Raw genomic sequence first — 21,316 nt, 5'->3', positions numbered from 1 at the left:
GACAATTATGCAGAGAATACAGGATATGTTTATCAATATGGAAGAAGTGGCAGAGGATGCTTATAAGAATACGGAATTATTGTTGAGTCAGTATACCAAGGTAATGTTCCGTATTGAGAAGAATCTTGTGGATATAGATTATGAAATGTATGCAGAAGAAGGGAAGCATCTGAAGGAAATGTTATATGATCTGGTAGATTTCGATGCGACTGCAGAGAAACGCAGAATCCAGGAAAAGCTTCTAAATAATGATATGAATCTCTGTTTGCTGGAAATCATGAGAGATTCCCTGATAGCTTTGAGGGATTATCCGAAGAATGGACAGCTGTATTATCGGCTTTTGAAATATAGATATTTTGAAGCAGGAAATACCAATGAAGATGTGATGCTGATGCTGGATGATATGCCAAGTACCACTTATTATCGAAACCGTAAGAAAGCAATCCGTTTGTATGCAACAATGCTCTGGGCATTTACACGTCCGGAAAAGATACAGAATAAGATGGAGGAAATAAACTGGAAGAAAAGTGGGAGTAAAGTGGCAGTGAACTGACAGTAAACTGGCATGTGAATGGCATTACAATGAAAATACATGCATGTTAGAATTGATATGCTGAGAGAAATAGACCTTCGCAGACGTAATGTTTGCGGAGGTTTTTCTTTTCTCAAATTTTAAGGCGTCAGGCTGTGCCCGGAAGGGCATGGCCTTTTTTTATACCCAAAAAACAGGTTGCAGATTTGAAAAAGCTTCCTTTTTAACAGGTAGATGCCGGAAAGGAAGAGCATATCAAGATGCAGGGAAGAGGCAGACATTATGCCAGATATCCATGATTTCCGATTTGTCACAAATCAACAAAAACGACAAATCGGAGGAACAATCATGGAAGAAAGAAAATACACATTTTACGACAGATATCAGAAGGTGAAATACGCTAATATTACAGCAGAAGAGCTGGAAGTTCTTAATATTTCTTATAATAAGGAACATTATATGTTCGATCAGCAGCATCAGAGAAATAATACAGTATTATTTTGTGGATTAGAATCAGAAAACAGTTGTGCGACAGACTTTATCGCAGATGATGGACGTGACATTGCATCAGATATCACAACAGAGATCTTCTTCAAAGAACTCTTCAGTGATCTGACAGAGAAGGAAAAGAAAATCGTGAGCGATTATTTTATTATGGGAAAACAAGTTAAGGAAACAGCAGCGGAACTGGGCATCAGCACACGTCAGGTGAGTAGAGACAAGAACAGTGCTTTGGCAAAAATGTTAAAGAGAATGAAAGCAGCTGGATATGAATCATATGCTGAGGCGGCAGGTGCATTTCTGCAGGAAAGCGATTATATTCCAACACAGATGGAGACGCAGAATTCTATTATGAAGAAAAGGACCGGAGAAGTGAGACTGCCATCAGATCATAAGATGAAAAAATAAATTCTTAAAAAACAAATCATGATAATAATGTGATGATATCACAGAAAACAAATAAAATTCAGATTATAATAAAGCCATAAAAGAAAAAACGAGGAGGACTGTAAAATGTCTGCTATTAATATCAATAAAAATAATTTTCAGAATGAAATAATGGATTCCGAGAAAACCGTTCTTTTAGACTTTTGGGCTCCTTGGTGTGCTCCTTGCCGCATGGTAGTACCTATTGTAGAGGAGATTGCAAGTGAGCGTAGAGATATTAAAGTTGGAAAGATTAATGTAGATGAAGAGCCTGAACTGGCAAATAAGTTCAGTATTATGAGCATTCCGACTTTAGTGGTTATGAAGAATGGGAAGATTGTACAGCAGGTTTCAGGGGCGAGACCTAAGAATGCGATTTTAGAAATGCTTTAAGGAGGTGCGCTAATGGGCTTTTTTGATTTCTTTAAACAGGCGAATATTAATCAAGGAATAGAGGAATATAAAAGGACTGCCGGTGCAGTTCTGCTGGATGTACGTACTCCGCAGGAATATCAGGAAGGGCATATACCAGAAAGTAAAAATGTGCCGTTACAACAACTTAACAATATTGTTTCAGTAGTGAAGAATACAGAAATACCGCTGTTTGTATACTGTTATTCCGGAGCCCGAAGTCGTCAAGCAACTGGGATGTTGCAACGAATGGGATATTCTAAAGTAAATAATATTGGTGGCATTGCTGCTTATTCAGGAAAGGTGGAAAAATAAGATGAAGGTAATAATCGTAGGCGGTGTAGCCGGAGGAGCTACAGCTGCAGCAAGAATACGAAGATTGGATGAACATGCAGAAATTACTGTGTTTGAAAGATCTGGATACATATCCTATGCGAATTGTGGGCTTCCATATTATATTGGAGACGTGATCACAGACCCGGAAGAACTTACACTACAGACACCAGAGAGTTTTTTTAAACGCTTCCGTATTAACATGAAAATTCATCATGAAGTTATTTCCATACATCCGGAACGTAAAACGGTTTCAGTGAAAAATTTAGAGAATGATGAGATATTTGAAGAAAACTATGATAAGCTGATCCTCTCTCCGGGGGCAAAGCCAACACAGCCAAGACTTCCCGGAGTAGGTATTGATAAACTTTTTACACTTCGTACTGTAGAAGACACTTTTCGGATAAAGGAATATATAAATAAGAATCATCCAAAATCGGCTGTATTGGCAGGTGGCGGTTTTATTGGTCTGGAACTGGCAGAAAATTTGAGGGAGCTTGGCATGGATGTTACGATTGTCCAGCGGCCTAAGCAGCTGATGAACCCTTTTGACCCGGATATGGCATCCATGATCCATAATGAAATGAGAAAGTATGGGATAAAACTGGTACTGGGCTATACAGTAGAAGGATTTAAAGAAAAAGACAACGGAGTGGAGGTTCTGTTGAAAGATAATCCATCCCTTCAGGCTGATATGGTGGTGCTGGCAATCGGAGTTACACCAGACACAGCATTAGCAAAAGAAGCTGGTCTGGAACTTGGCATCAAGGGAAGTATTGTAGTGAATGACAGAATGGAAACTTCTGTACCGGATATTTATGCAGCAGGTGATGCCGTTCAGGTAAAACATTATGTTACGGGTGATGATGCGCTGATCTCTTTGGCCGGACCAGCCAATAAACAGGGAAGGATCATTGCTGATAATATTTGCGGCGGTGATAGCCGTTATCTGGGCAGTCAGGGAAGCTCCGTTATCAAAGTATTTGATATAACAGCAGCCACTACAGGTATCAATGAAACAAATGCTAAAAAGTCAGGATTAGAGGTAGATACAGTAATTCTTTCTCCTATGAGTCATGCCGGTTACTATCCAGGTGGAAAAGTGATGACCATGAAGGTGGTTTTTGAAAAGGATACGTATCGCTTGCTTGGTGCTCAGATTATAGGATATGAAGGCGTTGATAAACGTATCGATGTGCTTGCAACAGCAATCCATGCAGGGCTGAAGGCAACTCAGCTGAAAGATCTGGATCTTGCATATGCACCGCCATACTCCTCTGCCAAGGATCCTGTAAATATGGCAGGATTCATGATAGACAATATAGCAAAAGGTACCTTAAAACAATGGCATCTGGAAGATATGGATAAGATTTCTAAAGATAAAAGTGTTGTATTGCTGGATGTGAGAACTGTAGGTGAATTTAACAGGGGGCATATGGATGGATTCAAAAATATTCCTGTAGATGAACTGAGGGAACGCATCAATGAAATTGAGAAAGGAAAGCCTGTTTATCTGATATGCCAGAGTGGGCTGCGAAGTTATATTGCCAGTCGTATTCTGGAAGGAAATGGATATGAAACATACAACTTCTCCGGCGGATTCCGCTTCTATGATGTAGTGGTTAATGACCGTGTACTGATCGAAAGGTCATATGTATGTGGTATGGATTATTAGAAATAAACAAAATATTTTACGATTTTCACGTAGTATAAAAGGATTCCCCCATTTATTAGAATGACTTTCATAATTCTGATAAATGGAGGATTCTTTAGATGTTATAGAAAAACAGGTTTATGATCTTTGTAGTGTTTCCAGTTTTTTCGAATCAAGGATGGTGATTTTGCCGCGTGAGAGTTTGACGAGACCTTCGCCTTGAAAGTATCGAAGCATTCGAGTGATAACTTCCCTGTGGGAACCAAGATGGTTGGCGATAGTTTCGTGAGTAATTTTTAATTCATTTGTTTCTTCGATAGAGGTCTCTTCTAAAAGAAATGAAGCAACTCGCTTATCCAAACTCTTCCACATGATCTGTTCAATCAGCCACATGACATCAGAAAAACGGGTAGCCATTAACTCATTGGTATAGTTTGCGACGGGAGCCGATTCCTTCATGATGTCCTTATAGATTTCAGCAGGGATGATCCAAAGATCAGTATCTTTTTCTGCTTCAATGGTTACTTCAAATTGAATGGACTGCATGATACATGAGGCGGATAAAAGACACATATCCATATCGAACAAACGGTAAAGTGTAATTTCCCGTCCTTCATCTGAAAGTATGTAAGTTCGAAGCTGCCCGGATTTAACCAGTAATAATCCAGTACAATCCAGGTTTCCGTTGTGAATGATCGTTCCTTTTTTTACATCCCGTGTAATCAAATTGTCTGAAATTACTTTTTTCTGTACTGTATTTAAGTCATTCCATAGTGGAAAATAATTTTCGAAGCTCATAACAGTTATCTCCTTTACGAACATAGTATACTTACTTTTTTAAGATGCGTCAATTACATAATTGACATATGCCATAAATAAAAATATACTGACTATAGTACATGACTGTTGTGAATATGAGGGAGGGATAAATAATGCAGGGAGATGTCAGTTTTACATTTTTGGACCGAATCGAAGAAGTAGAACTGAATATTGTAGATAGACGATGGCAGTCTGCACTGGCATTGGCATTGACTTTGCCAGATATTTGCGGAGGTATTGCTTTCCCGGAAATTGTTAAACATTATCGAGATGGCCGGGTTATGCTGGATCGGAAAAAGAATCCGACCCGTGATGTGGGAACCCAGTATATTCGCTGGTTTGATGAATATGCAGGGGACTACTTTAAACTATCTCAATTCGATGAAAAGCCATATATTTGCGGAGAACGCTGTTGGCAGCTTCGATGTGAATATCTTCATCAAAATAAAGGATTTTTGAATGATGAAAATAATATACGCTTTCATCTTGGACTAAACTGTGGAATGTCAGTTTGTCAGTTGGACAGTATGAACATACAGGAGAACGGAAACGATATTCGTATAGACATAGAACAGTTTTGTCTGAGGATGTGCAAGGCAGCAAAGAGTTATTATGATAAAGTTCATTTGGAAAAAGACTTTAGTCTCTATAATACACCAGTTTTGGATTTTATTCAGGTAACACAAAAAAAGAAAGCTGCTTCTATTATTGCGCTGGTCTGTGGCAGTGAACGTTATGCAAAAGGATTAAAAGAAGCATTGCAGTTTATTTCAGAGCAGATCATGCTGTTTTATACACCGGAAAGCGCTAAAACAAAATTAGACAGACATAAGCCGGATCTTTGGATTGTTACCGAAGATATGACGAGCCAACCGAATCAGCCATGGCGTGCGGACAGGACAACACCTGTAATTTTAATCACAGGCAATCCTGATGCTGTTGAAATTAAAAAGAATTCAGGAAAACTAACTGTTCTTTCTATGCCATTATCAATAGTTGATTTGCGGAAAACCGTCGAAATATATGTGTCGTGAGGAGAAGTTTATGCTGTACATAATACTATTATTTGTAATTGTATATTTGATGATGCTTATGCGGAGACAGAAAGAAAAGATGAGTGAAATTAAAATACAAATAGATCAACTGCAAGCACAACATGATCGATTGCAGAAAGAAAGGGATCAGTTACAAGAACGGATGAATCATCTGGAAGAGCAACGAGAACACTTGCAAATGCAAACAGACCAGGCATTTCGGAGTGCTGATGAAATCGAGAAAATTTGCGATGAGATATGGAATCATGCTAATACCATTCACCTTTACTCTTCGTTAGCTGAAGAAGAAAGCAAATCTATAACAATGAAAGAAAAACAAAAAGAAATTATTCGAACAACTGAGGAAATTCTAAACATCATATATAAATATAAAGGTAATGTATAATAAAAATATGTCATTGTAATGATTAGCGTTCAAGGTAAATTCTTATGTAATAATATCACAGAAGGATTTACCTTTTTCAGGTACAATAGAGATACAAAATTTGAAAGGGGAACAAAGCATTGGCAAAAAGAATGGCAAGTGTCGATAAAAAAAGATGTGTTGCCTGCGGAGTATGTGAAAATACTTGTCCGCTGGCAGCTGTCAAAGTTTACCATGGATGTTATGCTGTGGTAGAAGAAACAGTGTGTGTAGGATGTGGAAAATGTGCAAAGTCCTGTCCGGCAGGTTGTATTGAAATGAAAGAGAGGACAGCGATGTGAAGAAAAAGAAACATTGGTATGATTATTTATGGATATGGGCGATCCTTTATTTTGCTCTCGGTTTTTTTAATATTTTGTTTGCTTGGTTTGGGATGATTGATTTCCTGTTGCCGTTAGGAATAGCGATATTCGGTGAAAATAAATTTTTCTGTAATCATTTGTGTGGACGTGGCCAGCTTTTTAGTAAGCTCGGTGGGGATTTAAAATGCTCAAGAAATAAACCAACCCCGCGATGGATGAGTTCAAAATGGTTCCGATACGGCTTTTTGATATTTTTCCTTACAATGTTTGGGAATATGGTATTTCAGACATATTTAGTTGGTGCCGGATCATCATCCTTGCGTGAAGCCATCAAATTATTCTGGACCTTCCGTGTTCCGTGGGGATGGACATACACTGCCGGAACAGTAGCTGATTGGGTGGCACAGTTTAGTTTTGGATTTTATAGTTTGATGCTTACATCTTTGTTGTTAGGGTTGATCGTAATGGTGTTATATAAGCCACGAACCTGGTGTACATTTTGTCCAATGGGAACAATGACGCAGGGTATCTGTAAATTAAAAAATAATGAAAAGAAGTAATACTATAAGGTGATTCATAAAAGGCATATGTCAAAAACATTATTGACATATGCCTTTTATAGGGCTATTATATAGGAAAAGCGAGAAAGGAGCAGTTTATGCCGAGACCAGTAAAATGCAGAAAAGTCTGTCATTTCCCCAATGTTTTAGAATTTCTTCCGGCAGATGATACTGAGAAAAAAACACCCATTGTTCTAACGGTAGATGAGTACGAGACAATCCGTCTTTTGGACAAGAAAGGTTACAGTCAGGAGCAGTGTGCAGCATCTATGCAAGTCGCAAGAACAACGGTCCAGCGAATTTACGAGATCGCCAGGAAAAAGATCGCAGATGCACTTATCGACGGGCATCCACTCAAAATTGAGGGCGGAGATTTCAGAATCTGTGACGGTCAGAGCGGCAACTGCAGCTTTGGAGGATGTTACAAACAGGAAATTTACAAAAAATATGCAGCAGAAAAAGGAGAAGGTATCATGAGAATAGCAGTAACATATGAAAATGGACAGATTTTCCAGCACTTTGGACACACAGAGACATTTAAGATTTACGATGTAGAGGAAGGAAAAGTAGTACATTCAGAAGTAGTAGATACGAATGGAAGTGGACATGGCGCATTGGCAGGAGTTCTTAATGCATTGAATGCAGACGTTTTGATTTGTGGCGGAATTGGAAGCGGCGCACAGACAGCGTTAGCGGCAGCAGGCATCAAGCTTTTCGGAGGAGTTTCCGGAGATGCGGATGAAGCAGTAGAAGCTTTTATCAATGAAACACTTGAGTATAATCCGGATGTGAAATGTTCTCATCACGAGCACAACCACGGGGAAGGACATACATGTGGCGAGCATGGATGTGGAAGCCACAGTTGTCATTAAGAAGTGAGATTGCCATCGGATCATAAGATGAAAAAATAAAAGGTATTGATCTATAAAGAGGGAAGGGAACCCGCATCATCAAATTTGCTTGTGATGTCGGGTTCTCTTTTTATTTGCATAATGATATACTTTTATTGTGGTTAGAAAAATAAAGCATGTACAAAACTCATAGGAGAAAGATGTATACTTATGACAACATTTGGTGATAAAATTAGGAAGTTGCGAAAAGAGAAAAAAATGACTCAACAAAAGCTGGGTGATATGGTGGGCGTTTCTCATAGAACAATTCGATCTTGGGAAGTTGAAGGACGATATCCGAAGCAGAGTAGTTTATATCAAAAACTGGCAGATGCATTTCAGTGTCAGGTTTCTTATCTTATGAATGATAATGAAACCGTGTGCTTGGGTAATGATGAGCCAAGTGAATATGCTGGTGCTAAACAGGCAAGGCAGATTCTTGAACAGGTAGCTGCTTTATTTGCCAGTGGAACTATGACCAATGAGGACAAAACTATTTTCATGGATGAGATGACGAGACTTTATCTGGCATCAAAAAAGAACAGAAGAAAATGGTAAGAAGAAATGAACTGTTTTGTTTTCTTGCTTGATAGAAAAGAAGAATAGAACGTATAATAGTGTTAATGATCCAGAGAAGATTGCTCTGGAAATAGAATTATTCGTACCAGTGGTGCGAGTATAGAGTAGGAGTGAAAGAATGGTAGAAGATACTATGTTTTCCGGGGAATCGAAAAATATTGAGTACAAGGTATCCTTACCTGATAAAAGTGAAAAGTACATGAAGACAATCGTAGCTTTTGCCAATACACAAGGTGGCAAGCTGATTGTTGGAGTAGATGATAAAACACACCAGATTGTTGGTGTGGAAAATGATGTGTTGTTTCAGCTGATGGATGGAATTGCCAATGCAGTTTCTGATTCCTGTGTGCCACAGATCATTCCTGATATTGAGCCACAGACAGTAGACGGGAAAACGGTCATTGTTGTATCAGTAGAAGCTGGAAAGAACAGACCGTATTATCTAAAATCAAAGGGAAAAGATAATGGCACTTATATCCGTGTAGCAGGTACATCAAGACAGGCATTTCCGGAGAAGATAAAAGAACTGGAAATGGAAGGGGCCAGAATCTCATGGGATGAGCTTACTTGTGTGGGTTATCCTGTTTCAGAGGAAGCAACAGAGAAACTTTGTCAGGATATTGAAAAGTTCCGGAAGAAAGCAGGAATGTCAGAACATTCTGTAAAGAAAGAGCAGCTGATAAACTGGAAAATTTTGAAGCAGAGCGAGGGACAGCTTCTGGCAACGAATGCCTATGCGTTGCTGACATCAGATTATTTTTCATTCTCCAAAACACAATGTGCGGTATTCAAGGGAACAGATCGTGCAATGTTTCTGGATAAGAGAGAATTTACAGGACCAATCTATACACAAATCGAAGAAGCAGTAGATTTTGTATTGAGAAATATTCGGCTTGGAGCAACAATTGACGGATTGGTGCGAAAAGAGAAATATGAGTTACCACCGGAAGCAATCAGGGAAATGATTATTAATGCCCATTGTCACCGTAACCTATTAGATGAATCCTGTATTCAGGTCGCAGTTTATGATGACAGATTGGAGGTGACATCTCCGGGTGGATTATATAACGGATTAACTTATGAGGAAGTCATGAATGGTCATTCGAAGATCAGGAATAAAGGCATTGCCAATATATTCAGTCAGATGGGACTTGTAGAGGCATGGGGAAGCGGAATAAAAAGAATCCTTAATGCTGCAGAAGAGTATGGACTTCCAAAGCCGAGATTTCAGGAATTTGATAATATGTTTCGGGTAGAGTTGTTCCGAGTCAATCCAATAACTGACCAAGCTAACCAAGCTACTAACCAAGCTAACCAAGCTACTAACCAAGCTAACCAAGATTTAGAGAGATTAGACCAAGTGGAAGATGAAAATGTACTGAGTGAGAAAGAAATAGAAATTCTGAATCTTGTACGTATGCAACCTTCAATCACGCAGAAAGAAATGGCTAATGCGTTAGATTGGAATCTTGCTAGTGTGAAGTATTATATAACCAAATTGAAGGAAAAGAATTATCTGAAGAGGCAGGGAAGTAGCCAAAAAGGGAAATGGGTGATATTAACAAAACGAGATTGACACTTGTATCAATTCGTGTTAAACTATGAAATGTAAGGAGGAGAGAAAGATGCCTAGAAAACCATCATTAGACGGCAAAGATTCTAGTCTGAGAATTAGGATGTCACCAGAGCAAAAAGAAAAGCTAGTATCTTATGCAGAGAGACATTATCAGACTATGAGTAATGTAATATTCCAGGCGTTGGACATTCTTTACGCAAGAGAAGAACAACAAAATAATAAAGAGTAAAATGGAGTTATTTTGGAGTTTATTTCTTCATAAGCGGTGCGAAAAACACAAAAACAGAACGCACGTTCGAAATATAAACCTCTAATAACAGCCTTTGCGTGTCATGAAACGCAGTCCGCAAAGGAGTTTGAATAGTAGCCGGTGGTTTATAAGTACTATGATTATCCCACAAGTTCATTGTGAACTTGTGGGTTTTTTGATATGATAAAACATACAAGGAATCTATGTGTTTAAGTGAAGGTGGAAGGGATAAAGTGGACGAATATTCAAGAATTATAATTGAAGAATACTGTATGAATCATAATTCTGCAAAGAGCAAACGCTTGTATAATCTGGTGCAAAAGTCATATGACATTAATGCCGAATTTACTGAAGGTGATGGCCTTTTTATTGAGAAGGTTATTGCCTAGGAAGAAAATAATCAGTTAAAGAAGGCCTTTGAAGATTTAAATGGTTTTATGTTTGGATGGTAACCCAGCAGGGAAGCTCTAGTTTAGAAACAGCAGAAGTATCCGGTGAGCCAACAGGAATTTATCAGACGTGGCTTATATAGCATGAAGAAATTTTATGAGACTTGCTGTGATGAGGAATTTGTGTCAGCACTGCTGATACAAATTAGTCGGAGCTATCATTTTCCGATTATGTCCAAGACAAAACCGCAGAGAAAAGACATTTTTATATGACGCTTTGCATCAAAGAAGAATTCTCATTTCATTAGAAAAGATAAGGGGATTTAATTATGAAATCAGTAGAAGAAATAACAGCAGTTAATGTATTCAATCCTAATGTCCGAAAAATAAGATGTGTCGAAAACGAACATGATTATCTGGGCGATGGAACTATTCTTTTTGAATATAATCTTGAAAAAGGAAAAATGTACACTTTTATCAGAGGGGAAATGAAATCATACGGTGCTATGGTATTTCTAAAAGAAGTTTCCAGTCAATATGGTTTTCAAGCATATTTATTTGAAGAACTTGAGCCTTATAACAAACAAATTGCAGCAGAAGCGTATGAAAAGTGGTTAAAAAAAGAATTGGAAATGGCCGAGGAGGATATTTCAAAAGGTAGAGTCTATACGATGGAAGAAGTTCAGGAACATCTTGATAGAATACGTTAGCAATGAATTTTAAAAAAAATTACGAGGTTATCATATGAGAGAGCCTATACAAAAGAGATTTACTGGAAGCAGAGAAACAGAATTGTGCTTTGAAAATGAAAAATAATTCAGTATAATTATGGCAAGGAGGTAGGCACATGGATGAAACACACTGAAGACTGCCAACTCTTCTTTTCTTACAGTTTTAACTGATGCGGGTAATGTTATTATTCCAAAAGATGAGGTTGAAGGCTGGGGAGAAGAGTTTGGTAACCACCTTATAGGTACAGGACCTTTCACTATGGATTCATTTGAAATTGATCAACAGACAGTTCTTAAGAAAAATACTGATTACTGGATGGAAGAACCGAATATTGACACTTTGATTTTTAAAGTTATTACGGACTCTACACAGGCAGCCAATGCTCTCCAGACAGGGGAGATTGATATAGCCATGGATTTGAAGGGCGAATCTGTTCAGGTCGTGGAAGAGAATGCAGATTTGACGCTTCTTTCGAAGCCTGGCTGGCTACTTATCTGGGAGCAAAAGTGGTGCAGATTCAAAATGGGAAGATTCGGATTGTACAGGGGAACATGGAATTAGAAGTCCGCTTGCTGGAAAGTATAAAGTGTTCCCTGAAAGCTCCGATGGCAGGAAATATGGAAAGAACCATTCGGGAAGGAGCAGCCTGCAGAGCCTTGTATCGTTTTTATAAAAACGGAAGTCCTGTTTTTGATTTTGAAACAGACAAAGCATCTTTTGAATATGAATATCCATAAGTTGCCCGACCAATCTGATTTGGGACAATGAAACGTATGATAAAAAGTCTTGACAAATAATGTTTGTTCTCATATTATATAGGTAACCGATATATAGATTGCCTATATAAGGAGGGTGAAGTTTATGGCTATTGAAAAATCATTAGTTTCCGGAAGTATGACGATGCTTATTTTGAAACTGCTGTCTGAAAAGGACATGTATGGCTATGAGATGATAGATACATTACGCCGGAAATCTCAGAACGTGTTTGAATTGAAGGCCGGAACACTGTATCCACTGCTTCACAGTCTTGAAGAGAAAGGATTGTTGGTGGTATACGAGCAGGAAGCCGGAGGAAAGACCAGAAAGTATTATAGTCTGACAAAACAGGGCAGAACGCTTCTGGAAAAGAAAACGGAAGAATGGAAAGAGTATTCTGCAGCAGTATCGAGTGTTCTTGCATTGGAGGTGTAATGGATGGATGAATATTTAAAGACATTGCTGGAACAGATTCGCTGTAAGAAGGCACGACCTTATATCCGACAGGAATTGCAGGATCATATAGAAGATCAGATTGCGGAAAACATGCATGCCGGAATGGACCGTGAGCGTGCAGAAAAAGAGGCTGTCAGAGATATGGGAGATCCGGTCGAAACGGGGATTTCCCTTGATCGTATTCATAAACCACAGATTGCATGGAAGCTTCTGGTTATGGTTATCCTGCTTAGCGTTGCCGGGATTTTGACACATATCATGATTGCCAGACATATCAATGAGGGAGATGCGTCTGTTTCCGGAAGATACGTGATTCATGTCATGGTGGGAATTGCAGTCATGATTTTCCTGTACTTTTTGGATTATACATTATTAGCAAGATTTTCCAAGGTGATTGCAGTCATATTATTAGCGATGTGCTTACTGACCTTGTATTTTGGATGTAAGGTAAATGGTATGAGATATTTCATAATTATAGGGGGAGGGTCTGTATCCATACCGGCATTGATGCTGTTTTATGTTCCGATATATGGAGGTGTCATATATCAATATCATGGATCTGGTTATACAGGATTGCTAAAAGCAATTGTATGGATGGTGATACCGGTTGTTTTGGTTTTGCGGATGCCGGCAATGATGACAGCCGGTCTGATGCTGATATCTATGCTTGTGATGTTGACAATCGCGATTCAGAAGGACTGGTTTGTTGTACAGAAGAAAAAAGCAATGGGCGGACTTTGGGAGATTTTCATGGTTATGCCAGCTGCAGTTTTCCTTATGATGTATTTGGGAAATGCTTTCGCACCCTATCAGAAGGCACGTATACAGGCAGTTTTTTCTAATAGTGGAGATGTCAGTTATCTTACAGCGACATTGCGTTCTTTATTGACAGTAAATAAATTTGCGGGAAACAGCGGGGTGGATGTAACGGAAATGTTGCCTGCGTATAATGCAGATTATATATTGGTTTATTTATCATCTGTGTATGGAATGCTCGCGGCGATTCTTATATGCTGCATTTTAGCCGTGTTGATTCTTACTGTTTTTCATACAGCCATGAGGCAGAAGAACCAGTTGGGTATGATGATGGGATGTGGATGTGAATGATATTTCTTGTAAGCTTTTTGATAAATGTATTGGAAAATGTAGGAGCATTTCCACCGGCAGCGACATTTATGCCATTTTTATCTGCAGGAGGAAGTTATATTATTGTTTCTTATGGACTAATGGGTATTGTGCTGAGCATATACAGATATAAAAATGTTTATCCGCAGCATGTCAGGATTCGCCAGAATAAAAACAGGATTATAAGTAGAGTATCGTTATAATGATGGAATGGGTTGGCTCGGAGATGAAGCGTATACAGGCTGGTGGCTATTGCCGGAATGTGACAGGAATTGCGGGAAATTACTTAGTGCCTCGGGCATGCCTTATGAATATGGCAATATTTATCCAAAAGCTGTTTTTCCTAACGGAGAGATTGGTTTTCATGGAAGAAATATCTTTCATAGCGATTTTATGATACGTCCATGCATTTTGCTGAATGTATACAGGGATAAAAATGACTACCGAGAGTATGATCTTGCGTATATACAGACTTTTGCCGGAAAAGAGCGAAGAGATGGAATCGGAGAACGTTGCGTTTATCATGATGTTTCATTGAAAAAATGGCGATTAATCATTCAGTTGGATGCAGAGAGATATTACTTCCTGTCTGTATTTATCGGGGAAGACGGAAGATTGGATAAGTTTTCACTTGATGAGGAAGGGGCAGCAGATTCTCATTATGAATTTAAAGAGGAAAGAGAAATTCGAAAAAAACTCTATGTGGCAGGGGATGAAGATAAGTATCTGGACGAAATCCTGATTCGATATGCTGCTCAATACGGACCACAGTGTCTCAAAGGACTGATCTTACCATATGTAACAGCTCAGTTTCATTATGATTAATGCATTTAAGGGACTGTCGGGAAATAAACAGTCTTGATTAGGGAGAGGTGTGACTCGAACGAATCACACCTCTCCCTAATCTTTATAGGAATATGCATAGCAGATGATTTTGAACATATTGTTCTAACTTGGGTTTGAAAATTTGATTTTTACAATTACCTTATTTACAATTAGAGCATGTAAATAAGCTGTAGAGGAGAACCCGATAGTGACAAAACATGATAAAATCCAGTGGTTTATCTGAGGAAACAGTATAGCCAAAGTGAATGGAAGCATAGTAATGCATATACATAAAAGTGTATAGGGCAAATATTTTAATGAAAGAAAAAGTGCAATTTTAAGTGTTTGACTAAAATTTTGAAAGTAAGTATCCGAAATAAAGTTATAAAAAAGCATGATTCCATATAATAAAAATAGAATAGTGAATTGGATCGCTGCCAGACACAGCTTTATCGTGGTATAAGGCATAAGCGGGAGGATTTTAAGATCAGCACCACAAATGCAGGCAGAAATCAATACGAATATCCACAAAACAGTGCTGCGTTTAAAAGCATTTTTCCATGCGGTAAAATAATTGCGCACAATGTATGACTCAGTATTGTTCACGAGACGAAGAGCAGTTTCGCAAAGAGCTTTTAAAGAGGCACCGATGGTGATTATTGGAAGGCTGGTAATTAGAAATAATAAATTTAAAATTACCAAATCTACAATTTTGTTTATAAAAAGAAATAATTTACTGTCGACATTAAATAAACGTTCCAAAATGTTTGTCCTTTCTGAATTGTTTTTTGTGTGTTCACGTAATTGTCAGATGCTTACTTTGTGGAATCCCGGATAATCAATTCTGTTTTATATTCAGAATAAACACGAGGTGAGTGTGGAAATTGGATTCGCTCCAACATTTGTCTGGCTGCTGCAATCCCTAAGTATTTCTTCGGTGTATGAATCGTAGTGAGTGCCGGTATAATGCGCTCAGAAGCGGGGATATCGTCAAATCCTACGACGCTTACATCTTTTGGTATCTGATAGCCGAGAAATTGTAAAGCATACATGAGCTGGATGGCTGTCCAGTCGTTTCCACAAATGAATACGTCTGGAAGGGATGGCATATCCTGGATTTTTTTTACGACAAATTGAAAATCTCGGAATGCATCTGACGTCTCATGAAGAAGGCTGCATCTGGAATCGAGTTCAAGATGATTGTTGGCAAGAGCTTCGCAAAGAGCTTCGTAACGTTCTTCGAACCCTCGCCCTACATTTTTTGAGAATAAGTCACCAATGAAGCTGAAACGTTTGGCTCCATTCTCGATAAGGTGGTCAACAATTCGATAAATATTTTTTTTATTTTCCATCGTTATGACATCTATATTTTCTAATGACATGGTATCATTTCTGGGCAAATCTACAGATACAATTGGTAAATTGTATTTAGTAAGTGCATCACAAACGGCTTCGTCACATATTTCCACAATAATAATTCCTTTTATGGATGGGTCCTTTAATGCGGAAGGAAATTCAAGATTGTTTAAATCATTTTCTGACATAATGCCTATAACAAGATGATAATTTGCGCTGGACAAAATGCTTTCAATGCCAGTTAATACGGTGGTCCAAAATTCGGAATCAGGGGCATATGTACGTGTAAGAAACATAATAGATCCATTGTTGAGAGTAGCAGGCTCGTCAACAGATCTTGCATTTATGCTACTGAGTAATTCCTCATCAATATTTTTATAATTTAGTTCCTGTGCTTTTTTTACAACTAATTGTTTCGTTTTAAGAGATACTTCATCACTATTTTTGAGAGCTTTTGCTACGGTGTTTCTGGAAAGTTGTAGTTCTTCTGATAATTGTTTGATTGTGCATTTCATGTTGCTACCTCCTGCATATATTGTAACATCATATGCTGAATATGAAAAGATACAATAATGCAAAAAATAGAAAACGCACGAAATGCATAAAAATGAAGAAAAATACTGTATATAATGTACAAAACCAATAAAAATATTATGTCTAAAAGATGGAAAAAATCAGAAATGCACAAATAGTATTGAAAAAAATGCACGATTGATGTATTATAAATGCAAGATAAACAGGAAAAAGAAATGCATATAATCGTGCATTTAGTGCAAAAAGGAAGGCGAGTATGAAAAAATTATTCTATCAACCAAAAGATGCATGGGTAGGAGATCTGATTCCGTACTGGGAAGACGGTACCTTTTACGGATTTTATCTGCATGATCCTCGCATTAAAGATAAAGAATATGCAGAGGAAACAACATGGCATCTTGTTACAACCAAAGATTTTGTGAATTTGGATTACAAAGGAGAATCCATTCGGAGAGGTGCTGATGACAGACCGAACAAGAATGCTTATACGGGGTCAGTAATAAAAGACTCAAATGGTATTTATCATGCATTTTATACAGCATATAATGAGAAGTTTAAAATAAACGGAAAAAGCATTCAGTCTGTGATGCAGGCGACAGGATCTGATTTGGAGCATCTGGAAACAATGGAAGATTTTCTGTTTGTCGCGGATGGGGTTTTGTATGAAGAATTTGACTGGAGAGATCCGTTTGTTTTCTGGAATGAAGAGGATGGATGTTATTGGATGTTACTGGCATCCAGATTGAAAGACAGTGGAGCGCTGCGAGGCGGATGTATTGCACTGTGCAAATCGAAAGACTTGATAAACTGGTCGTACGAAAAACCATTTTATGCGCCACAGATGTATGTGACAATGGAATGTCCGGAAGTTTTCCGGATGGGAGAGTACTGGTATCTTGTATATTCTACATTTTCGGACTGTTTTACAACTCATTACCGTATTGCAAAGAGTTTGGACGGGCCATGGATGATACCAGAAGATGATGTGTTTGATACGAGAGCAGATTATGCGATTAAAACAGCTTCTGACGGTGAACATCGTTATGCTTTTGGATGGATTGCAAGCAAGTATGGAAACTGTGATTTTGGACCTTGGGAATGGGGCGGAACAATGGTGTTTCATGAGCTGGTTCAGGACCAGGCCACAGGAGCTTTAAAAGTAAAAGTAATTCCCGGAGTAAGAGATTACTATACGAAAGAAAATGAAATAACACAAATAACCTCTTACAATTGCGAGCTGTATAAAGAAAAAAATGCAGTTGATGTGATGAGTCAGACATTGGGCGCAGGATTATATGAGATTCCACATGATTGTTTTTCAATCGAACTGGATGTTCATGTAGAACAGGCTCATGAATTTGGAATAGCGCTTCATGTGGATAAAGATATGGAACAAGGATATTTTTTGCGGATGAATCCACGAAAAAAAGAAATGGCATGGGACATGTGGCCAAGAGATCATCAGGGAAAGTATCAATGGCAAATCAAAGGAGATGTTCCTTACCAGATTGAAACAGCCAGGAGACTTCCGAAAGGAACAGATTATCACATATTGATAATTCGAGAGGAAGATATCTGTATTGTGTATATTAATGATGAAGTAGTAATGTCCACCAGAATGTATGATCATAAAGACGGATATGCCGGAGTTTATGTAGTACAGGGGTGTGTCAAAATAAGCAATTTTAAATTAAAGGTAAAGTAAAGGAGGAAGAAAATGAAAAAGAGATTAGTAAGTGTATTACTGGTGGCTTGCATGGCAGTTTCGCTGGTAGTCGGATGTGGAGCAAAGAAAGAGACCGGCGGGGAAAGCTCGGAAGATGGGGTTACAACTGTAAAATGGATGACATCCAGACCTGTTGATGGTGAAATTGATCAGGTTATGAGAGAGATTGCAGACCAGTATAGCAAAGAGCAGGGGGGCAAATGGAAAATCGAGATTGAGACAACTGCAGACAGACCGTCATATCTTCAGAAATTGAAAACTTTGATTGCAGGCAATAATATGCCGGATATTATTGACATTGATGCAGATCCATATTGCAAGGAATTGGTAGACGCAGGTAAACTGGTAGATGTCAAAGCTTTCTTACAGGAAAATGACAGATATGACAAATTCTATCCAACTGCATTGAAGTATCAGGAATTTACAGATGGTTCTATGTATACACTTCCATTAGAATACCATGTAGAAATGACTTGGTACAATAAAGAAATTTTTGATCAATACAATTTAACACCACCAAAAACAATGGATGAATGGTTAAATGTATGTAAGACATTAAGTGATAATGGAATTACACCTATTTCTGTAGATGGTGTTGACCGTTGGCCGGTACAAAGATATCTGGCAATGTTGCCATTTAGAGAATCTGGCAACGATTTTATTATTAACCTTCGTGACGGTAAGGCTAAGATGAATAGTGAAACAGGTATAAAAGCAGCGGAGTTCATGAAAGAGATCGGCCAGTATTTTAACGATGGTTTTGCAGCTACAGATTATGCAACTGCACAGTCTATGTTCCTCGATGGAAAATCTGCAATGTATTATATTGGCGATTGGGAGATTGCAGCTATGCAAGATGCATATGCAGAGGGAAAAATTGATTATTTCTATTTGCCGATGACCGATGATGCAACGACAAAAGAAAATGAATTTTGTGTAAACTCAGGAATTGGAATGGCGTTCAATGCAGAAACTTTTGATGAGAAAACAAAGGATTTTGTGTTATACGTAATTGATCACTATGGAGAAATGTATGCTGCGAAACAGCAGATGACACCTATCAAAGCTGAGCTTTCTGATGAAGTTGATTATTCAGATCTTTATCTCAGAATTCAGGAAGATATGCAGAATACCGGTGAGAATTTCCTGAAACCGTGGGATACATATCTTGATGCTGACACTAATACAGTTATGCAGGATAATTTATTGCTTCTGGCATCTGGTGATTTATCTGTAGAAGATTTTTGCAAATTAATAGATGATTCTATTGCAGCAAATGCAAAATAAACAAAATGTCCGGGGCGTGTATACACCCTCGGACATTATATATTAATGGTAGGAGGAAACTATGGGAGTAATAAGAAATAAAAAAGCGTTCTTTGCATTTTTGCTTCCGGGACTGTTATTCTATATATTTACTGTGTTCTATCCAATTGTAGAATCCATTCGACTTAGCTTTATGGAATGGGGAGGTATTGGCGACAAGGTATTTGTTGGCTTGGACAATTACGTAAAGATGTTTCATGATCCTGTTTTTTATACAGCCTTTATCAATAACTTGATTTATCTGCTGATTGTTGTTGGTATGCAGTTGTCGATCGGACTTTTCTTTGCAATTTTACTTACTTATATGACGAAGTATGTAACACTGGTGAAGACGTTGTATTATGTTCCGTGCATTATAACAACAGTGGCAATCACACAGCTTTTTAGAAGCATGTATTCGGTAGAACCGATGGGACTTTTGAATCAGTTCCTTGAAGCGGTAGGTCTTGGGGGGATGGTAACATCATGGCTTGCAGATGTAGGAACGGTATTGGCGGCAGTATCCATACCGGAAGGATGGAGATTTACAGGAATGTATATGGTTATTTTTTATGCAGCATTAGTATCGCTTGATCCATCGGTATATGAAGCTGCAAAGGTAGACGGGGCAAGTGAAATGCAGATATTGTTTAAAATAAAACTTCCATTGATAAAAGATATTATTCTTTTGACACTTACCATGTGCCTGACTGGTGCACTTAGAGGTTTTGATATTCCGTTCCTTTTGACAAGCGGCGGCCCGGGAAATGCGAGTGAACTGATGTCTACATATATGTATAAAAAAGCATTTTCCAGCAATCAATATGGATATGGTAGTGCCCTGGCTGTATTTATTATTATAGAGAGCATTCTCGTAGTATATACTCTGCGCAAGTTGTTTACATCGAAGGAAGAGAAAGAAGAGCGAAAGATGGAGAAAGAGCGTCGCAGACAAAGGAGGGCTGTCAGATGAAAAAGAATGTAATAAAAATTGTATTTGTCATTTTAATTCTAGTGTTTCTGGTAATACAGATTTATCCGGTTATCTGGCTGTTTATTGCAAGTGTAAAGCCAACTGTGGAGCTCGCAAGTGAACCGTTTGCTTTTCCTAAGACGGTTACGTTTGAAAATTTTGTAAACGTATTGTCAGATGGAAAAATCGGTATGTATATGTGGAATAGCTTGAAGGTAACAGGACTTTCTCTGATTTTAATTGTGGTGTTAAGCTCAACCGCTGGTTATGCATTGTCTAAATTCAGAATGAGAGGGAAAAAACAAATTTATTCCTTTTTCACATTTGGAATTATGGTCCCTGTACAGATTACGTTAATTCCGCTATTCATATTTTATAGTAATGTTGGAATCCTAAATACGAGTATGTCTCTGGTTTTACCACAGGTCGGATTTGCATTACCTTTATCTGTTATGATGTTTGTCAGCTTTTATGAATTTGTGCCGAATGAACTTATTGAAGCGGCAATTGTTGATGGATGTTCGCCGTTTAGAACATTTATACAGATCGTTTTCCCGTTAGCAAGAAATACAGTTATTACAATTGCGTCTATGTACAGTATATTAATATGGAATGATTTCATATTTGCAAATACATTTATTAGTGAAACGAATGCGAAAACAGTTGCCATGGGATTGAAAGATTATGTAGGGGCTTTTGGAAATGTAGACTGGGGCTCCACGTTTGCGGCAATAGCTATTTCTATTCTCCCACCGCTAATAATTTATTTTTCACTTAATAAATGGGTAACAGCAGGTATGACAATGGGTGCAACGAAAGGCTAGGGT

At 38.2% G+C, this 21,316-nt stretch carries 28 protein-coding genes; 25 read left to right on the top strand and 3 right to left on the bottom strand.

Annotated elements, in window-relative coordinates; all coding sequences use genetic code 11:
- Positions 1-7: 7 nt before the first annotated feature.
- The 5 genes from ABE613_RS08220 to ABE613_RS08200 all read left to right on the top strand — a co-directional run bounded on the left by ABE613_RS08220 (position 8) and on the right by ABE613_RS08200 (position 3,878).
- Positions 8-553, top strand: a complete 546-nt coding sequence (locus ABE613_RS08220) for a hypothetical protein (protein WP_026650125.1) — start codon at positions 8-10, stop codon at positions 551-553.
- 327 nt (positions 554-880) lie between these two features.
- Positions 881-1,441: a sigma factor-like helix-turn-helix DNA-binding protein gene (locus ABE613_RS08215; RefSeq protein ID WP_165484114.1), complete on the top strand. Its 561-nt coding sequence runs from the start codon at positions 881-883 to the stop codon at positions 1,439-1,441.
- A gap of 105 nt (positions 1,442-1,546) precedes the next feature.
- Positions 1,547-1,852: a thioredoxin gene (gene trxA, locus ABE613_RS08210; protein WP_055054210.1), complete on the top strand. Its 306-nt coding sequence runs from the start codon at positions 1,547-1,549 to the stop codon at positions 1,850-1,852.
- Positions 1,853-1,864: 12 nt separating this feature from the next.
- Positions 1,865-2,185, top strand: coding sequence for a rhodanese-like domain-containing protein (locus ABE613_RS08205; RefSeq protein ID WP_055054209.1), 321 nt, complete (start codon positions 1,865-1,867; stop codon positions 2,183-2,185).
- A gap of 1 nt (position 2,186) precedes the next feature.
- Positions 2,187-3,878 carry an FAD-dependent oxidoreductase gene (locus tag ABE613_RS08200; protein ID WP_055054208.1) on the top strand — a complete coding sequence of 564 codons (1,692 nt, stop codon included), beginning with the start codon at positions 2,187-2,189 and terminating at the stop codon, positions 3,876-3,878.
- A 117-nt stretch (positions 3,879-3,995) separates the two neighbouring features.
- Here ABE613_RS08200 and ABE613_RS08195 read toward each other — a convergent pair whose 3' ends face one another.
- A complete protein-coding gene (locus tag ABE613_RS08195) occupies positions 3,996-4,655 on the bottom strand; it encodes a Crp/Fnr family transcriptional regulator (protein ID WP_227036148.1) in 660 nt (219 codons plus the stop codon).
- Between the two features lie 134 nt (positions 4,656-4,789).
- Between ABE613_RS08195 and ABE613_RS08190 the strand changes: the two genes are divergently transcribed.
- The 16 genes from ABE613_RS08190 (at position 4,790) to ABE613_RS08115 (ending at position 14,595) form a co-directional block, all read left to right on the top strand.
- A complete protein-coding gene (locus ABE613_RS08190) occupies positions 4,790-5,710 on the top strand; it encodes a response regulator (protein WP_055257524.1) in 921 nt (306 codons plus the stop codon).
- 79 nt (positions 5,711-5,789) lie between these two features.
- Positions 5,790-6,116 carry a hypothetical protein gene (locus ABE613_RS08185; protein ID WP_243874112.1) on the top strand — a complete coding sequence of 109 codons (327 nt, stop codon included), beginning with the start codon at positions 5,790-5,792 and terminating at the stop codon, positions 6,114-6,116.
- A 119-nt stretch (positions 6,117-6,235) separates the two neighbouring features.
- A complete protein-coding gene (locus ABE613_RS08180; protein ID WP_222891075.1) occupies positions 6,236-6,436 on the top strand; it encodes a 4Fe-4S binding protein in 201 nt (66 codons plus the stop codon).
- Positions 6,433-7,017 (top strand): 4Fe-4S binding protein, encoded by a 585-nt coding sequence (locus tag ABE613_RS08175; RefSeq protein WP_055195153.1) that lies wholly within the window; start codon positions 6,433-6,435, stop codon positions 7,015-7,017. Before ABE613_RS08180 ends, ABE613_RS08175 begins: the two co-directional genes overlap by 4 nt.
- A gap of 98 nt (positions 7,018-7,115) precedes the next feature.
- The gene (locus tag ABE613_RS08170; protein ID WP_347376130.1) at positions 7,116-7,889 is read left to right on the top strand and encodes a NifB/NifX family molybdenum-iron cluster-binding protein; all 774 of its coding nucleotides are present in this window, start codon (positions 7,116-7,118) and stop codon (positions 7,887-7,889) included.
- Positions 7,890-8,078: 189 nt separating this feature from the next.
- Positions 8,079-8,465 (top strand): helix-turn-helix domain-containing protein, encoded by a 387-nt coding sequence (locus ABE613_RS08165; RefSeq protein WP_044924454.1) that lies wholly within the window; start codon positions 8,079-8,081, stop codon positions 8,463-8,465.
- A 139-nt stretch (positions 8,466-8,604) separates the two neighbouring features.
- Entirely contained in the window at positions 8,605-10,062 is a 1,458-nt protein-coding gene (locus ABE613_RS08160) for an AlbA family DNA-binding domain-containing protein (protein WP_161234127.1), read from the top strand.
- Positions 10,063-10,111: 49 nt separating this feature from the next.
- Positions 10,112-10,291 (top strand): hypothetical protein, encoded by a 180-nt coding sequence (locus ABE613_RS08155; protein ID WP_008705291.1) that lies wholly within the window; start codon positions 10,112-10,114, stop codon positions 10,289-10,291.
- A gap of 254 nt (positions 10,292-10,545) precedes the next feature.
- The gene (locus ABE613_RS08150; RefSeq protein ID WP_347376129.1) at positions 10,546-10,701 is read left to right on the top strand and encodes a hypothetical protein; all 156 of its coding nucleotides are present in this window, start codon (positions 10,546-10,548) and stop codon (positions 10,699-10,701) included.
- A gap of 329 nt (positions 10,702-11,030) precedes the next feature.
- Positions 11,031-11,411, top strand: coding sequence for a hypothetical protein (locus tag ABE613_RS08145; protein ID WP_173867703.1), 381 nt, complete (start codon positions 11,031-11,033; stop codon positions 11,409-11,411).
- A 151-nt stretch (positions 11,412-11,562) separates the two neighbouring features.
- A complete protein-coding gene (locus ABE613_RS08140; protein WP_173867708.1) occupies positions 11,563-11,994 on the top strand; it encodes an ABC transporter substrate-binding protein in 432 nt (143 codons plus the stop codon).
- On the top strand, positions 11,985-12,170 hold the full coding sequence (locus ABE613_RS08135) for a hypothetical protein (protein ID WP_173867702.1): 186 nt from the start codon (positions 11,985-11,987) through the stop codon (positions 12,168-12,170). Before ABE613_RS08140 ends, ABE613_RS08135 begins: the two co-directional genes overlap by 10 nt.
- 124 nt (positions 12,171-12,294) lie before the next feature.
- A complete protein-coding gene (locus ABE613_RS08130; protein WP_173867701.1) occupies positions 12,295-12,624 on the top strand; it encodes a PadR family transcriptional regulator in 330 nt (109 codons plus the stop codon).
- A gap of 3 nt (positions 12,625-12,627) precedes the next feature.
- Positions 12,628-13,752 (top strand): permease prefix domain 1-containing protein, encoded by a 1,125-nt coding sequence (locus ABE613_RS08125; RefSeq protein ID WP_347376128.1) that lies wholly within the window; start codon positions 12,628-12,630, stop codon positions 13,750-13,752.
- Positions 13,749-13,973: an FtsW/RodA/SpoVE family cell cycle protein gene (locus tag ABE613_RS08120; protein WP_347376127.1), complete on the top strand. Its 225-nt coding sequence runs from the start codon at positions 13,749-13,751 to the stop codon at positions 13,971-13,973. Before ABE613_RS08125 ends, ABE613_RS08120 begins: the two co-directional genes overlap by 4 nt.
- A gap of 7 nt (positions 13,974-13,980) precedes the next feature.
- Entirely contained in the window at positions 13,981-14,595 is a 615-nt protein-coding gene (locus tag ABE613_RS08115; protein WP_173867699.1) for a hypothetical protein, read from the top strand.
- A 123-nt stretch (positions 14,596-14,718) separates the two neighbouring features.
- Here the strand turns inward: ABE613_RS08115 and ABE613_RS15175 are convergent, their stop codons facing one another.
- Complete coding sequence (locus ABE613_RS15175; RefSeq protein WP_226972267.1) at positions 14,719-15,297, bottom strand: DUF624 domain-containing protein; 579 nt, start codon at positions 15,295-15,297, stop codon at positions 14,719-14,721.
- A gap of 113 nt (positions 15,298-15,410) precedes the next feature.
- On the bottom strand, positions 15,411-16,466 hold the full coding sequence (locus ABE613_RS08110; protein WP_173867697.1) for a substrate-binding domain-containing protein: 1,056 nt from the start codon (positions 16,464-16,466) through the stop codon (positions 15,411-15,413).
- Positions 16,467-16,741: 275 nt separating this feature from the next.
- On the opposite strand from ABE613_RS08110, the gene ABE613_RS08105 reads away from it, so the two are divergent.
- The 4 genes from ABE613_RS08105 (at position 16,742) to ABE613_RS08090 (ending at position 21,313) form a co-directional block, all read left to right on the top strand.
- Positions 16,742-18,190, top strand: coding sequence for a GH32 C-terminal domain-containing protein (locus ABE613_RS08105; protein ID WP_347376126.1), 1,449 nt, complete (start codon positions 16,742-16,744; stop codon positions 18,188-18,190).
- Positions 18,191-18,202: 12 nt separating this feature from the next.
- Positions 18,203-19,498, top strand: a complete 1,296-nt coding sequence (locus ABE613_RS08100) for an ABC transporter substrate-binding protein (RefSeq protein ID WP_173867695.1) — start codon at positions 18,203-18,205, stop codon at positions 19,496-19,498.
- 61 nt (positions 19,499-19,559) lie between these two features.
- Positions 19,560-20,489, top strand: a complete 930-nt coding sequence (locus ABE613_RS08095; RefSeq protein WP_173867694.1) for a carbohydrate ABC transporter permease — start codon at positions 19,560-19,562, stop codon at positions 20,487-20,489.
- A complete protein-coding gene (locus ABE613_RS08090; RefSeq protein WP_173867693.1) occupies positions 20,486-21,313 on the top strand; it encodes a carbohydrate ABC transporter permease in 828 nt (275 codons plus the stop codon). The genes ABE613_RS08095 and ABE613_RS08090 overlap by 4 nt, the downstream gene beginning before the upstream one ends.
- Positions 21,314-21,316: the final 3 nt, after the last annotated feature.

This window comes from Dorea chungnamensis (assembly GCF_039832125.1).
Taxonomy (GTDB): Bacteria; Bacillota; Clostridia; order Lachnospirales; family Lachnospiraceae; genus JAFBIX01.
Note: the sequence above shows the minus strand (reverse complement) of the source record. Positions and strands in the feature narration are given on the sequence as shown.